Raw genomic sequence first — 14392 nt, 5'->3', positions numbered from 1 at the left:
CTTTATGCCGCCAGCGGAACCAGGAAGTTGCGACTGACGCGGTTGCCGAGCTCGTAGATGCGCTCCAGGAACTGGGTCAGGTAGTCATGCAGACCGCCCGCCAGGATTTCGTCGATGGTGCTGAATGTCAATTCGGCATGGAGTTTTCCGGCGAATCGCTCGGTATCCGACGATACATCATTGCGGATGTTCTTGAGATTTGCCACGACTTCTTCCATGCAGGCGAGCAGCGACCGCGGCATGTCGGGCCGCAGCATCAGCAGTTCCGCCACGCGTTCCGGCGAGATAACGTCACGATACACCTTCCGATAGATCTCGAATGCCGACACCGAACGCAGGATCGCCGCCCAGTAATAAAAATCGATCTCGATGTCCTCGTCCTCGGAAGCGTCTTCGGTCGCGCTGTGAAACTTGACGTCCAGAATACGGGCCGTATTGTCCGCGCGTTCGAGGAAGGTGCCGAGGCGAATGAAATAGAAGGCCTCATCCTTCAGCATCGTGCCGATGGTGACGCCGCGGGAGAGATGCGAGCGGTACTTCACCCACTCGAAGAACTGGCTCGGGTCCCGCTCCAGCAACCGGCCGCTGAGGCGGCTCTGCATGTCGAGCCAGGTGGTGTTCTGGGTTTCCCATACCTCCGTCGTCAGCGTGCCGCGCACTGCGCGCGCGTTCTCGCGTGCCTGGGTCAGGCAGGAAGCGATGGATGACGGGTTCTGCGGATCGCGCACCATGAAATCCAGCACGTCCCTTGCGGTCAGCAAGCCATACTTTTCGTCAAACGCCTCATTCAATTCCGATATGCCGAGCATGGCGCGCCATCCCTTTTCGGCTGCTTCGGCGGACTGCGGCATCATGGCCGTCTGCACATTCACATCCAGCATGCGTGCGGTATTTTCGGCACGCTCGGTATAACGGGCCATCCAGTAAAGGTGATCGGCGGTGCGGCTCAACATGTGGTTTCTCCCTTTTATTTTTCGAGCACCCAGGTATCTTTAGTGCCCCCGCCTTGCGAAGAGTTCACGACCAGCGAACCTTCCTTCAGCGCGACCCGCGTCAGTCCGCCGGGGACCATGGAAATCGTTTCGCCGGAGAGTACAAAAGGGCGAAGGTCGATATGCCTTGGCGCAATGCCCGATTCGACGTAAGTGGGGCAGGCGGACAGGGCGAGAGTGGGCTGCGCGATATAGTTGTCCGGCCTGGCCATCACGCGCTGGCGAAAGTTTTCAATCTCCTCCTTGGTCGAGGCCGGGCCGACCAGCATGCCGTAGCCACCCGCGCCGTGGACTTCCTTCACGACCAGTTCCGGCAAATGCGCCAGCGTATATTCCAGGTCCGCCTTCTTGCGGCACTGGTAGGTCGGCACGTTGTTGAGGATGGGTGCTTCGGACAGGTAGAAACGGATCATGTCCGGCACATACGGATATATCGATTTGTCGTCCGCGACGCCGGTGCCGATGGCATTGGCAAGCGTGACGCGGCCGGCGCGATACACCGACAGCAGGCCCGGTACGCCGAGCGACGAATCGGGGCGGAACGCCAGAGGGTCAAGGAAATCGTCGTCGATGCGCCGATAGATGACATCGACGCGTTTCGGGCCTCGGGTCGTGCGCATGTAGACCGCATTGTCGTTGACGAACAGGTCGCTGCCTTCCACCAGTTCCACGCCCATCTGTTGCGCCAGGAACGCATGTTCGAAGTAGGCGGAGTTGTACATGCCCGGCGTCATGACCACCACCGTCGGATCAATGATGCCCACCGGCGCGACCGACCTCAGGTTGTCCAGCAGCATATCGGGATAATGCGCAACCGGCGCTACCTTGTAACGGGCAAACAGTTCCGGGAACAGCCGCATCATCATCTTGCGGTCTTCCAGCATGTAGGACACGCCGGACGGCACCCGCAGATTGTCTTCCAGCACGTAGAACTCGCCCTTGCCAGCCCGGACGATATCGACCCCGGCAATGTGGGCATAGATGTCGGACGCGACCGAAATTCCCTGCATCTCCGGGCGATACTGTGCATTCTTGAAAATCTGTTCCGCCGGAATCACGCCTGCCTTGACGATATTCTGGTCATGGTAGATGTCGTGAATGAACATGTTGAGCGCTTTGACCCGCTGCACCAGCCCGGTTTCGAGCTGCTCCCATTCATTGGCGGGAATGATGCGGGAGATGATGTCGAACGGGATCAGGCGTTCGGTCCCGGCATCGTTGCCGTACACGGCGAACGTAATGCCCACGCGCCGGAAAATCAGGTCCGCTTCGGCACGCTTGCGGGCAATGGTTTCGGGAGATTGTTCAGAAAGCCAGGCTTCGAATTCACGGTAATGCTCGCGGACGGTGGCGGCGCCATCGAGGTACATCTCATCATAGAAATCGGCCATAGCTTCGAAATAAATTGATCTTGGAAAGGTGGTTATCAAGAAATATGCCAGATCGAGATGCACTGATGCTGTGCATGATCAAGGCGTGCGTATGCGCTCTACCAGTGCGTTGGATCGTTCATCCGGCGGCGCCGTCAGGAGACTGACGACCACCATCGCCAGGATGCCGGCAGGCACGCCGAAGATACCCGCGGACACCGGCGCGATATGAAACCATTGGCCGTTTGCCGATCCGCCGAGTGTCGGATGGGTATGCGCCATGTAGTAAATACATACCGCCAGTCCGGTCAGCATGCCAGCTATTGCACCTTGTTGGTTCGCCCGCTTCCAGAAAACGCCCAATACCAGTGCCGGGAACAACATCGAGGCGGCCAGGGAGAACGCGGTGCCGACCATGGATAGAATGTTTCCAGGCTTCAGCGATGCGGCGTAGGCGGCAACCAATGCGACCACGAGGAGCAGCAATTTCGATATGGTGACGCGTTTTTGGCTGGATGCCTTCGGATCGACCACTTTGTAGTAGGTGTCATGTGACAGCGCATTCGAGATCGCCAGGAGCAGTCCATCCGCCGTTGATAGCGCAGCAGCCAATCCGCCTGCCGCGATGAGGCCGGATATGACATAGGGCAGGCCACCGATCTCGGGCGTGGCCAGCACGACCATGTCGCCGTCGATGAAGATTTCCGCCAGTTGCACGACGCCATCCTTGTTGATGTCGGCAATGGCGATCAGCGGATTAACCTTGTCCACGCCGGCCCAGTACGACACCCACGCCGGCAAGGACGAAAAATCCGTTCCCACCAGGGACGTGTACAGATCGTACTTCACCAGTACCGCAAGGGCGGGGATGGTGGTGTACACCAGCATGATGAAAAAAAGCGTCCAGAACACCGATGACCGCGTTTCCTGGACCGACGGTGTCGTATAAAAGCGTGCCAGCAAGTGCGGCAGGCCGGCCGTGCCCATCATCAGGCAAAACACCAGCGCCAGGAAATTGTTGCGCTTGATATCGGAGGCCGCCTCGCTTTCGGCGGCGAACGGCATGGTGTGGGCAACGATGGGCATGGAATGGGTGAGGTTGCTGTTCCGGGCGTCAGTCCATCGTCGTCTTGCCTCCTCGACGCTTCTCGGATAGTTGGCCAGCGCCCGGGCGGCGGCCTTGATTTCGATCAGCGACGCGTTGCTTCTGCGAAGATCATCCAGGTAGCGCTGTGCGGCGATCCGTCCCTGTTCCCAGGATCTGGGCAGTTCCTTCAACCTGGTGTCGTACTCGTCGGCGCGCTGCTTGAACACGGCCCGGATCTCATGCTCTCTCGGGTCGTCGTTGAGCGCTTTTTCCCGATCGCTCAGCTTGGAGAGCGCTGAGCCATAGGCGATCTGGGGTACCGGCATCCCGGTATGTTTGACCGAGAGCCACACGACCGGAATCATGTAGGCAATGAGAATGATGATGTACTGCGCGATCTGGGTCCAGGTAATCGCCCGCATGCCGCCGAGAAAGGAACATACGAGGATGCTTGCCAGGCCAAGGAAGATGCCGACCGAAAAATCGATGCCGGTGAACCTCGAGGTAATCAGTCCCACGCCATAGATCTGTGCCACCACGTAGGTAAAGGAAACGATGATGGTCGCCGAAACGCCCAGCAGGCGCACCAGGTTTCCGTTGCCGCGACCCGCATAGCGCGCCGCCAGGAAATCCGGGATCGTGTACTGGCCGAATTTGCGCAAGTAGGGAGCGATCAGCAGCGCGGCGAGGCAGAAGCCGCCGGTCCAGCCCAGGATATAGGCGAGGCCGTCGAAGCCGTACAGGTACAGGCCGCCTGCAAGGCTGATGAAACTCGCTGCCGATATCCAGTCGGCGGCGGTCGCGATGCCGTTGAAGAAAGCGGGTACGCGGCGACCGGCCACATAATATTCGGATACCTCCGATGTCCGGCTGATAACCCCGATGCCGGCATACAGCACGATTGTGGAGAATAGGAACAGATAGCCGATCCAGACGCGGGGAAATCCTTCCTTTTCAAGGATCGCGACCGATAAAAGAAACAGGATGAAGCCGAATGTGTAGAGTCCGTAGTAGCGGCAGAGCTGCCTGAAGAATGCCTTATTTGCCATTGTCGCTCGCATCTTTCAGCATCTTGTCCAGGTACGGCATGCGCCACGCATAGACGCCGACCAGCAAGACGTAAATGAATATCGTCCCTTGCGCGGCCATGTAGTAGGAAAACGACCAGCCGAAGAGAGAGATATCCGAAAGTTCACGCGCGAAGAAAATGACGCTGAATGTCACTGTGAACCAGATCGATAACAGCACCACGGTTATTCGCCGCGTCCGAACCCAATACGCTTTGCGAGCGGCCAGTTGTGGAACGATGGAAGGGCGGGTCTCCATATCAGCCTATATCCTCGATGACGTCCGGGCGCTGTTCGCTGCGCAGGGAAAGCCTGAACAGGCAGCCCGGGAATTTCGGGTCATGGCTGCGCGGATTATTGAAGATATCCACGGTGGCGCCATGCTGCTGCGCGATCTCGCGCACAATCGATAGGCCAAGACCGCTGCCTTCGGCCTGGTTGCCGAGAATGCGATAAAAGCGTTCGAACACATGCGCCCGCTCGGCATAGGGAATGCCCGGGCCGGTATCCTCAACTTCCAGGGTTGCGATACCACCCCCTTCTCCGGAACCCACCCTGACGGTGACGCTGCCGCCGGCAGGCGTGTACCGAAGCGCGTTGTCGATCAGATTGCTGAGCAATTCACGCAAGGTAAGCGGATTGCCGAGCACCATCACCGGGTAGCCCGGCTGTTCGAAGCCGAGGTCGATTCGATGCGTGAAGGATGCCTGAACCCAATCCTGCACGACATTGCGCGCCAGTTCGGACAACTCCAGCGGCACGAAAGGTTTCGCTTCCGGCGTCTGGTTCTCCGCCCGTGCGAGCGCCAGCAACTGGTTCACCAGCCGCGTTGCCGATTCCGAACTCTTGGAAAGCTGTTCGAGCGAGCGGTGGACCTCATCGTAATTGGTCTGCCGCAGCGCCAGCTCTGACTGCATGCGCATGCCGGCCAGCGGCGTCTTCATCTGATGGGCTGCATCGGCGATGAAGCGCTTCTGCATCTGGATTGTTTGTGAAAGCCTTTCGAGCATGTCGTTCAGCGAGCTGACCAGCGGACTGATCTCTTCCGGTACCTGTCGCGAGTCGATCGGGCTCAGGTCGTCGGGGCGGCGTTCGCGGATGTGCCGCTGCAGCTCTGCCAGCGGTGACAGGCCGCGGCTGAGGGCGAACCAGACCAGTGCCAACGCGATCGGGAGAATGATGAATTGCGGCAGGATCACGCCCTTGATGATTTCGTTCGCATGTTCAACGCGCTTGTCGAGGGTTTCACCAACCTGCACCAACGCCAGGTCGGATTCCGTCTCCGCTTTGCCGTTGCCGCTGCCGCGCGGCTTCAGGTCGATGTAGGTGTACGCGATGCGTACGTCGTTGCCGCGCATGACATCGTTGCGGAAGACCACCGAGCCGGGCAGGGGTTTTTCCTCTTCCGGTGGCGGCATGGGCATATCGCGGTCGCCGTCGATATACTCGCCGCGCTTGCCGATGATCTGAAAATAGATATTGTCCACGTCGTCGGCACGCAGAAGGTCGCGGGATGTGTTGGGCAACAAAGCCACCACTTTGCCGTTTACCTCCTTTACCTGCTGCGCCAGCACGGTAACGGTATCGTCGAGCGCATGGTCGAACGGGTAATTTGCGATGGATTTTGCGACGAGATACGTGATGGCGATGCTCATCGGCCAAAGCAGGAGCAGCGGAACCAGCATCCAGTCGAGAATCTCGCCGAACAGCGAGCGCTGGATCCGCTCCTCCAGTTCTTGCTCGGCCGGATCGAACGGGTCGGCCAGCGTGCCGGCATCGCTTGCGACAGGAACCGTCGCCTGCATGGAGTCGCCATCGCTCATCGTCGCGCTCAGGCCGGGGGGATTGCCTGCTGGCTCTGTTGCTGCGCCTGGCTGTCGGCGAACTTCTCAAGGCAATATCCGAGACCGCGGACGGTTGCAATGCGAACGCCCCCGGTTTCAATCTTTTTACGGAGGCGATGAACGTACACTTCGATTGCATTGTTGCTGACTTCTTCGCCCCATTCGCACAAATGGTCGACCAGTTGTTCCTTCGACACCAGTCGCCCGGTACGCTGCAACAGTACTTCAAGCAGGCCGAGTTCGCGTGCGGACAAATCCAGCATTTGTTCGTGCATGTACGCGATGCGGCCGACTTGATCATAGGAAAGCGGGCCGTGCTTGATGACAGTCGGGCCGCCGCCTGCACCACGCCTGGTCAGTGCACGGACTCGGGCTTCCAGCTCGGACAAGGCAAAGGGCTTCGGCATGTAATCATCCGCGCCCAAGTCGAGCCCTTTGACCCGCTGTTCGATCGAATCGCTGGCGGTCAGGATCAGGACAGGAAGACGAGAATTGCGCGCCCTGAGGCGCCGTAATACTTCCAGTCCGGCCATCTTGGGCAGCCCAAGATCGAGGATAAGCAAATCGAAATCCTGGGTGGACAGGGCCGTGTCGGCTTCCACGCCATTTTTCACGCAATCGGTCGCATAACCGGACTGGCGCAATGAGCGTGTCAGACCATCGGCGAGTACACTGTCGTCTTCCGCAAGCAGGATGCGCATGTTGGCGTAAAGCAATCGAATTAAACTGAGTCTAGTCTATTGTGTTTCATTCATGCCAGCAAGGCAGAAAGAGATGCCGGTACTGTTCAGCTTAGTAAACTTTTCTCGCAAATCGAGAATCTTTGCTTGCATAAATCACTGTTTTTTTATACAGTATTGGTTGTGACGAAAACCGTAGATACGCTAAATTTGCATCGCTTCTGGTTTACGTCTTCCTCTATCCAACCGTCGAAAGAAGGCACTCATGGACGACAAAAAATCCGCCCTTAACTCGGACAAAAGCAAGGCGCTGTCCGCGGCATTGGCACAAATCGAAAAGCAGTTCGGCAAGGGTTCGGTAATGCGCATGGTCGACGGCGCGGTGGCCGAAGAAGTGCAAGTTGTATCCACCGGGTCGCTCGGTCTGGATATTGCGCTGGGCGTCGGTGGCCTGCCGCGCGGACGGGTCGTTGAAATCTATGGTCCTGAATCGTCGGGTAAGACGACCCTGACATTGCAGGCTATCGCGGAAATGCAAAAGCTGGGCGGCACATGCGCGTTTATCGATGCGGAACACGCGCTTGACGTGGTATACGCACAAAAACTCGGCGTCAACTTGTCCGACTTGTTGATCTCCCAGCCGGACACCGGCGAACAAGCCCTCGAAATCACTGATGCGCTGGTGCGCTCGGGCAGCGTCGACATGGTGGTGATCGACTCTGTTGCGGCACTAACCCCGCGCGCCGAAATCGAAGGTGACATGGGCGATTCCCTGCCAGGTTTGCAGGCGCGTTTGATGTCGCAGGCATTGCGCAAGCTGACCGGCAGCATCAACAGAACAAACACCCTGGTGATCTTCATTAACCAGATCCGCATGAAAATCGGTGTGATGTTCGGTAACCCCGAGACTACAACCGGCGGCAATGCATTAAAGTTTTACGCATCCGTGCGTCTGGACATTCGTCGCACCGGCTCGATCAAGTCTGGCGACGAAGTGATCGGCAATGAAACAAAGGTCAAGGTCGTCAAGAACAAGGTTGCACCTCCCTTCAGAGAGGCACACTTTGATATTCTTTATGGCGAAGGCACGTCGCGGGAAGGTGAGATCCTCGACTTGGGATCGGAAGCGAAGATCGTCGAAAAATCCGGTGCGTGGTACAGCTATAACGGCGAGCGGATCGGACAAGGTAAGGATAATGCCCGTACCTATTTAAAAGAGCATCCGGAACTCGCACGCGAAATCGAGAACAAGGTTCGCGCATCGCTTGGCGTCCGGGAGTTGGCTGCAACGGCCAATCAGGCATCTGAATAACTTTTTGAATCCTTTACCGGCGCATCGCCCCTAGAATGCACCGAAGCTGCTTCAAGCATTAACGATTACTTCACGTGAGAAGGGCTCGTGTTTTCGGAAAACCATGGCAAAACTGCAAATGAGTCTGAAAGCGCGAGCCCTGAAGTATTTATCGGCACGGGAACATAGTCGCTTCGAACTGTCACGTAAGCTGGCGCGCTATGCGCAGGAAGGCGATGACATAGAAGCCTTGCTGGACAATCTCGAAGCAGCCAAGTTGCTTTCCGAAGCGCGCTTCTCCGAATCTCTCATTCATCGCCGCGCCAATCGCTTCGGCAACAGCCGTATTCTTTCCGAGTTGCAGAGCCACGGGATAGAAGCGGATGCCCTCGCTGATATCAAGTCGGATCTCGCTGAAAGCGAAGTCGCCCGAGCGCTGGAAGTCTGGCGCAAAAAATTCAACTCACCACCCGTAGATCCCACGGAACGCGCAAAGCAAATACGTTTTCTGCAGCAGCGCGGGTTTTCCCTCACCTCCATCCAGCGTGCCATGCGTCATGCAGGCGAAAGCTCGGATTAATTCGTGCGCTCGTGGTTCTCCACCCACTCCGTTTTGTCATAGTGCAAGCAAATCGTCGCACCTCCAAATGTACCAGCCAGAAATTATTGGTGTGGTTTTAAGCTTTCGACCTGTGCTACACTTCGATGGTTTTTGCAGCGCCGCATGAGCGGCTGTTGCCGTAGAAACTGCGGCAGCGACTCGCAAATGCGGCTTTTTGTTGCCACACCACAGGCATTGGCCGTTATGCCCCTACCTCCGTCGAATTCCCGCCGTGCTCTCAAGCACACTCGCGCAATCCAGGTCGATGCGTTCGCTCGCGACGATGGATTGTGGGATCTTGACGCTCACATTACCGATATCAAAACACGCGAATCCAGGCTCGCATCCGGAGTCAGGCCCGCAGGCGCGCCCGTACACGACCTCTGGCTGCGATTGACCATTGATCTGCAGTTCAACGTCGTCGATGCCCATGCAGTGTCCGACGCAGTTCCTTATCCAGATTATTGCGATACGATCGGTCCGGCCTATAAGAAGCTGATCGGCCTCAACCTGATGAAAGGCTTTCGGGACGGGGTCCGGCAGCGATTGTCCGGGATACAAGGGTGCACACATCTGACGGAACTCACGCAGGTGTTGCCGACCGCAGCCGTTCAGGCGTTCGCCGGCGAGGTTCTTGATACCCGCGACGGTGCCGGTGCCGATAACCAAAACCATAAACCGTTTCAACTCGACCGCTGCCACGCATTGCGCACCGATGGCGCAGCGGTCGCTCAGTACTACCCGCGGTGGGCCGTTAAAGCGGCGACCGCATCCGAACCCACCGGGTCAGAACCCACTTAATCAACCAGTTTGTTTTTTCCATAAGCGTCTGAAGGGAAGCTCGCATGAAGATCCATGAGTATCAGGGCAAAGAAATCCTCCGTAAATACGGAGTGACGGTTCCGCGCGGTATCCCGTGCTTCTCCGTCGATGAGGCGGTCAAGGCGGCCGAAACGCTTGGAGGCCCTGTTTGGGTCGTCAAGGCACAGATTCATGCGGGCGGTCGCGGCAAGGGCGGCGGCGTGAAGGTGGCCAAGTCGCTCGATCAGGTGAAAGAATATGCGTCCGCCATCATGGGCATGCAGCTCGTCACGCATCAGACCGGACCGGAAGGCCAGAAAGTTCGGCGTCTGTTGATCGAAGAAGGCGCGGACATCAAGAAGGAACTGTATGTCAGCATGGTTACCGATCGCCTCAGCCAGCGGGTCGTACTGATGGCATCCAGCGAAGGCGGCATGGATATCGAAGAGGTCGCCGAGAAACATCCGGAACTGATTCACAAGGTCATTATCGATCCGGCGACCGGCCTGACTGATGCCGATGCAGATGCAATCGCCGCCAAGATCGGCGTGCCACAGGGCTCGATCGCCGACGCGCGCAAACAATTGCAGGGCCTGTACACCGCTTACTGGGAAACAGATTCATCGCTGGCGGAAATCAATCCGCTCATCCTTACCGGCGACGGCAAAGTGATCGCGCTCGACGCGAAATTCAACTTCGACTCCAACGCATTGTTCCGTCATCCGGAAATCGTCGAAATGCGTGATCTTGAGGAAGAAGACCCGGCGGAAGTCGAGGCATCAAAGTTCGATCTTGCTTATATTTCGCTCGACGGCAATATCGGTTGCCTTGTGAACGGCGCCGGTCTCGCGATGGCCACCATGGACACGATCAAATTGTTCGGCGGCGAACCCGCCAACTTCCTCGACGTCGGCGGCGGTGCGACAGCGGAGAAAGTCACCGAAGCCTTCAAGATCATGCTGAAGAACCCAGGCCTCAAAGCCATTCTGGTCAACATCTTCGGCGGCATCATGCGCTGCGACGTGATCGCCGAAGGCGTGATCACCGCATCCAAGGCCGTCTCACTGAAGGTGCCGCTGGTGGTGCGCATGAAGGGTACCAACGAAGACCTCGGCAAAAAGATGCTGGCCGATTCCGGTCTGCCGATCATCTCGGCCGACACGATGGAAGAAGCTGCGCAAAAGGTTGTCGCTGCGGCCAACGGAAAATAAAAAATATTGTTGCGGGAAGACGCCGCGCACAGCGCAGGACTGATCCCCAACCGATTCGAAAGAGAATAACCATGTCGATCCTGATCAACAAAGACACGAAAGTCATCACCCAAGGTATTACCGGCAAGACCGGTCAATTCCATACCCGCATGTGCCGTGACTATGCGAATGGAAAGAACTGCTTCGTCGCAGGCGTCAATCCGAAGAAAGCAGGCGAGGATTTCGAAGGCATCCCGATATTTGCCAATGTATCCGAAGCCAAGGCGAAAACCGGCGCCACGGTGTCCGTCATTTACGTACCACCCGCCGGCGCCGCAGCGGCTATCTGGGAAGCGGTCGAAGCCGAACTCGATCTGGCCATCTGTATCACCGAAGGCATTCCAGTCCGTGACATGCTGGCACTGAAGGACCGCATGGCCAAGTCGGGCAGCAAAACATTGCTGCTGGGTCCAAATTGCCCCGGATTGATCACTCCCGATGAAATCAAGATCGGCATCATGCCAGGCCATATTCATATGAAAGGCCGCATCGGCGTTGTGTCACGTTCCGGTACATTGACCTATGAAGCAGTCGGTCAGCTCACGGCGCTCGGCCTTGGCCAGTCGTCCGCGGTCGGTATCGGCGGCGACCCGATCAACGGCCTGAAACACATTGATGTCATGAAGGCGTTCAACGATGATCCCGATACCGACGCTGTCATCATGATCGGCGAGATCGGCGGGCCGGATGAGGCCAACGCGGCGGAGTGGATCAAAGACAACATGAAAAAGCCGGTCGTCGGATTTATCGCTGGCGTCACAGCTCCACCGGGCAAGCGTATGGGCCATGCCGGCGCGCTGATCTCCGGCGGTGCCGATACCGCGGAAGCCAAGCTGGAAATCATGGAGGCCTGCGGCATCAAGGTCACGAAGAATCCGTCCGAAATGGGACGTTTGTTGAAGTCGGTCCTGTAATTACGATCGGTCGCTGACACCCTTGGCGACCAATCGGACTGCATGTCGAAAGCAGTCCCGGTGAATGCAATACGTACAAGGCACAACTTGCGGGGGGCATTAGCTCCCCGTATTATTTCGTCCACAACATTTCGAGGCAAGCATGGATTTTCTACTTAACCTGAACTGGGTCGCTGTCGGCCAGATCATTCTCATCGATATTTTGCTGGGCGGAGACAACGCGATCGTGATCGCCCTAGCGTGCAGAAATTTGCCGCCACACCTCCGTACCAAGGGCATCCTCTGGGGCACGTTCGGTGCAATCGCTATTCGTGTGGTCCTGATCGCATTCGCAGTGACATTGCTGCAGGTTGCTTTCCTTAAAGTTATCGGCGGGCTGCTGTTGCTCTGGATCGGCGTCAAGCTGCTGGCGGATGACGATGGTGGGCATGGAGATATTCAAGCAAGCGACCGGCTGCTGGCTGCTATCAAAACCATCGTGGTTGCCGACCTTGTGATGAGCGTCGATAACGTTATCGCAGTTGCCAGCGCCGCGGAACAGGCTGGCGGCGATCATCAATTTGCGCTGGTTGTCTTCGGCATCCTGATCAGCATCCCGATCATTATCTGGGGTAGTACAATCGTGCTGAAGCTGATGGAGAAGTTCCCGCTCATCATTACCTTCGGTGCCGGTCTGCTCGGATATTTGGCAGGCGGTATGATCGTGACCGATGTGGCGGTAGGGCCATGGGTTAAAGAAAACATGCCCGGTCTCGACATGATAATTCCAGGCACTGATATTCATCTCAGTATTCCAAGCGTAGTTGGCGCGATTCTGGTGATCGCAATTGGGCATTTTCTGGCAAAGCGGCGTGTGCACACTCACGAAGGCACGCATCCGACGCATTAACCTATACCTCTTATCGCTTTGAAATCTGCTGCCCCTATTTTTGCTAGGGGCAGTAGGTCACACATGACCTTCGAACATCGAGCGATGCATAATTCGCTCAATACGACCGTCGAAGTATATGCCCATCAGTTAAATCGAGATTTCACTTACGCGTGTCGCATATCTAGACTTTCTCTGCGTATGTATGTAATCTGGACCGTGAACCGATTCGCGTCTGCCCACAACGTATAATCTGCCGCATGGCAAATAATGTCGGGCTGGAATTCGCTGCTCAAACTCACACTGGACTAGTCCGATCGCACAATGAAGACGCGATCGTGGTCAGTGTCGACTACAATTTCGCCATTCTCGCCGATGGTATGGGCGGCTACAACGCAGGTGAGGTAGCTAGTGGTATGGCAACGAGTGTGTTAAAGCAGTTGCTCGAAACCGGCCTCCAGAGACTGCAGCAACATTCCTCCGACTTCCTTCATAGCCGTAGTAAGCAAGTTCAGCATTTAATGCAGGATTCCATTTTGCAGACGAATGCAGCCATTGTAGATGCTGCTCAAAATGATCCGCAATATCATGGCATGGGGACCACGTTGGTTACTGCACTTTTTGATCGCGATACAGTAACCATTGCACACGTCGGTGACTCCCGTGCATACCGTCTGCGGCGGGGTGAAATGGTACAACTGACACGTGACCACTCGCTATTGCAGGAGCAAATAGATGCCGGCATGATCGCTCCAAACCTAGCGCGCCTCTCTTTAAACAAAAATCTTATTACGCGCGCAGTAGGAATTGGTTGCGAACTTGAGGTAGAAATGCATGAGCATCAAACGGAAACAGGTGACTTGTATTTGTTCTGTTCCGACGGTTTATCAGACCTGCTTGAATCGGACGAGATACGCGATCTCTTGCTAAGAACTGAGTCCCGATTAAATAGTTCTTGTGACTTTCTCATAGAGAGGGCCAATCACTATGGCGGGCAGGACAATATTTCAGTGATTCTTGTGCAAATACTCTCTCATAGCGTGAAGTCAACAGGCTTCCGGGAACGAATCCACCGATGGTTTCAAAAGATGCTTTAGTTGACGCAACAATGAAGGTCGACTAAAGAAATAAAAAATTTGCCACGTCAGTGGCTAATAATTAGTGCATTAATCGAGCGGTAGTATTTCCGAAAAGTAAGCGGTCTTGAAGGCTGAATTTTTCAATATTGATTCGAGGAATTTTTGCATGAAGAAGTCGCGTTTTTCGTAAAGCCAAATCATCAATATCTTTAAGCAAGCAGAAGCCGGCACACCTGTTCCCGAGCTATGCCGTAACCATGGCATGAACTCGGCGCTGTTCTATAGAAGGCGCAGCCGGTTCGGCGGCATGGATACGTCGATGATGGCGCGCCTCAAAGAACCGGAAAGCGAGAACCGACGTCTGAAGAAGATGTACGCCAAGAGCGGCTCAAGGCGGAAATAATCGCGGAGGCCTGCAAAAAAGGTGGTATGCCATCTTGTCGCCGCGAGATGGCACACTGGGCAGTACAACAAAAGGCGGTCTCCGTTCGCCTGGTAATCCCCCCGGCCAAAAGAGGCGATCAGAAGTAGAATTTTCTCGTTGAGGG

Annotated in this window: 13 protein-coding genes and 1 pseudogene; 8 read left to right on the top strand and 6 right to left on the bottom strand. The window is 56.3% G+C overall.

The window, feature by feature from the left end:
• Nucleotides 1–2 precede the first annotated feature (2 nt).
• From V7080_RS04085 to V7080_RS04060, 6 genes are all read right to left on the bottom strand, one after another.
• Nucleotides 3–953 (bottom strand): alpha-E domain-containing protein, encoded by a 951-nt coding sequence (locus V7080_RS04085; RefSeq protein WP_334187126.1) that lies wholly within the window; start codon nucleotides 951–953, stop codon nucleotides 3–5.
• Nucleotides 954–967: 14 nt separating this feature from the next.
• Entirely contained in the window at nucleotides 968–2383 is a 1416-nt protein-coding gene (locus V7080_RS04080) for a circularly permuted type 2 ATP-grasp protein (protein ID WP_334187125.1), read from the bottom strand.
• Between the two features lie 78 nt (nucleotides 2384–2461).
• Complete coding sequence (locus V7080_RS04075; protein ID WP_334187124.1) at nucleotides 2462–4498, bottom strand: sodium:solute symporter family protein; 2037 nt, start codon at nucleotides 4496–4498, stop codon at nucleotides 2462–2464.
• Entirely contained in the window at nucleotides 4488–4775 is a 288-nt protein-coding gene (locus V7080_RS04070) for a DUF4212 domain-containing protein (protein WP_334187123.1), read from the bottom strand. Before V7080_RS04070 ends, V7080_RS04075 begins: the two co-directional genes overlap by 11 nt.
• 1 nt (nucleotide 4776) lies before the next feature.
• Nucleotides 4777–6339, bottom strand: a complete 1563-nt coding sequence (locus tag V7080_RS04065; RefSeq protein WP_334187122.1) for a sensor histidine kinase — start codon at nucleotides 6337–6339, stop codon at nucleotides 4777–4779.
• An 8-nt stretch (nucleotides 6340–6347) separates the two neighbouring features.
• Nucleotides 6348–7061: a response regulator transcription factor gene (locus V7080_RS04060; RefSeq protein ID WP_334187121.1), complete on the bottom strand. Its 714-nt coding sequence runs from the start codon at nucleotides 7059–7061 to the stop codon at nucleotides 6348–6350.
• A gap of 244 nt (nucleotides 7062–7305) precedes the next feature.
• On the opposite strand from V7080_RS04060, the gene recA reads away from it, so the two are divergent.
• From recA to V7080_RS04020, 8 genes and pseudogenes are all read left to right on the top strand, one after another.
• Nucleotides 7306–8352 carry a recombinase RecA gene (recA, locus tag V7080_RS04055; protein WP_334187120.1) on the top strand — a complete coding sequence of 349 codons (1047 nt, stop codon included), beginning with the start codon at nucleotides 7306–7308 and terminating at the stop codon, nucleotides 8350–8352.
• 103 nt (nucleotides 8353–8455) lie between these two features.
• Nucleotides 8456–8911 carry a recombination regulator RecX gene (gene recX, locus V7080_RS04050; RefSeq protein WP_334187119.1) on the top strand — a complete coding sequence of 152 codons (456 nt, stop codon included), beginning with the start codon at nucleotides 8456–8458 and terminating at the stop codon, nucleotides 8909–8911.
• Nucleotides 8912–9136: 225 nt separating this feature from the next.
• Nucleotides 9137–9733, top strand: coding sequence for a DUF2889 domain-containing protein (locus tag V7080_RS04045; protein ID WP_334187149.1), 597 nt, complete (start codon nucleotides 9137–9139; stop codon nucleotides 9731–9733).
• Nucleotides 9734–9777: 44 nt separating this feature from the next.
• The gene (gene sucC / locus V7080_RS04040) at nucleotides 9778–10944 is read left to right on the top strand and encodes an ADP-forming succinate--CoA ligase subunit beta (protein WP_334187118.1); all 1167 of its coding nucleotides are present in this window, start codon (nucleotides 9778–9780) and stop codon (nucleotides 10942–10944) included.
• Nucleotides 10945–11015: 71 nt separating this feature from the next.
• A complete protein-coding gene (gene sucD / locus V7080_RS04035) occupies nucleotides 11016–11897 on the top strand; it encodes a succinate--CoA ligase subunit alpha (protein ID WP_334187117.1) in 882 nt (293 codons plus the stop codon).
• A 142-nt stretch (nucleotides 11898–12039) separates the two neighbouring features.
• Nucleotides 12040–12786, top strand: coding sequence for a TerC family protein (locus V7080_RS04030; protein ID WP_334187116.1), 747 nt, complete (start codon nucleotides 12040–12042; stop codon nucleotides 12784–12786).
• A gap of 239 nt (nucleotides 12787–13025) precedes the next feature.
• Nucleotides 13026–13862 (top strand): Stp1/IreP family PP2C-type Ser/Thr phosphatase, encoded by an 837-nt coding sequence (locus V7080_RS04025; RefSeq protein ID WP_334187115.1) that lies wholly within the window; start codon nucleotides 13026–13028, stop codon nucleotides 13860–13862.
• A gap of 178 nt (nucleotides 13863–14040) precedes the next feature.
• A pseudogene (locus V7080_RS04020) lies at nucleotides 14041–14339 on the top strand (transposase); the annotation flags it as partial.
• Nucleotides 14340–14392 lie beyond the last annotated feature (53 nt).

It is taken from the genome of Noviherbaspirillum sp. (assembly GCF_036846085.1).
Taxonomy (GTDB): Bacteria; Pseudomonadota; Gammaproteobacteria; order Burkholderiales; family Burkholderiaceae_D; genus Noviherbaspirillum.
The sequence above is the reverse complement of the archived record's forward strand: the minus strand, read 5'-3'. Positions and strand labels throughout refer to the sequence as shown.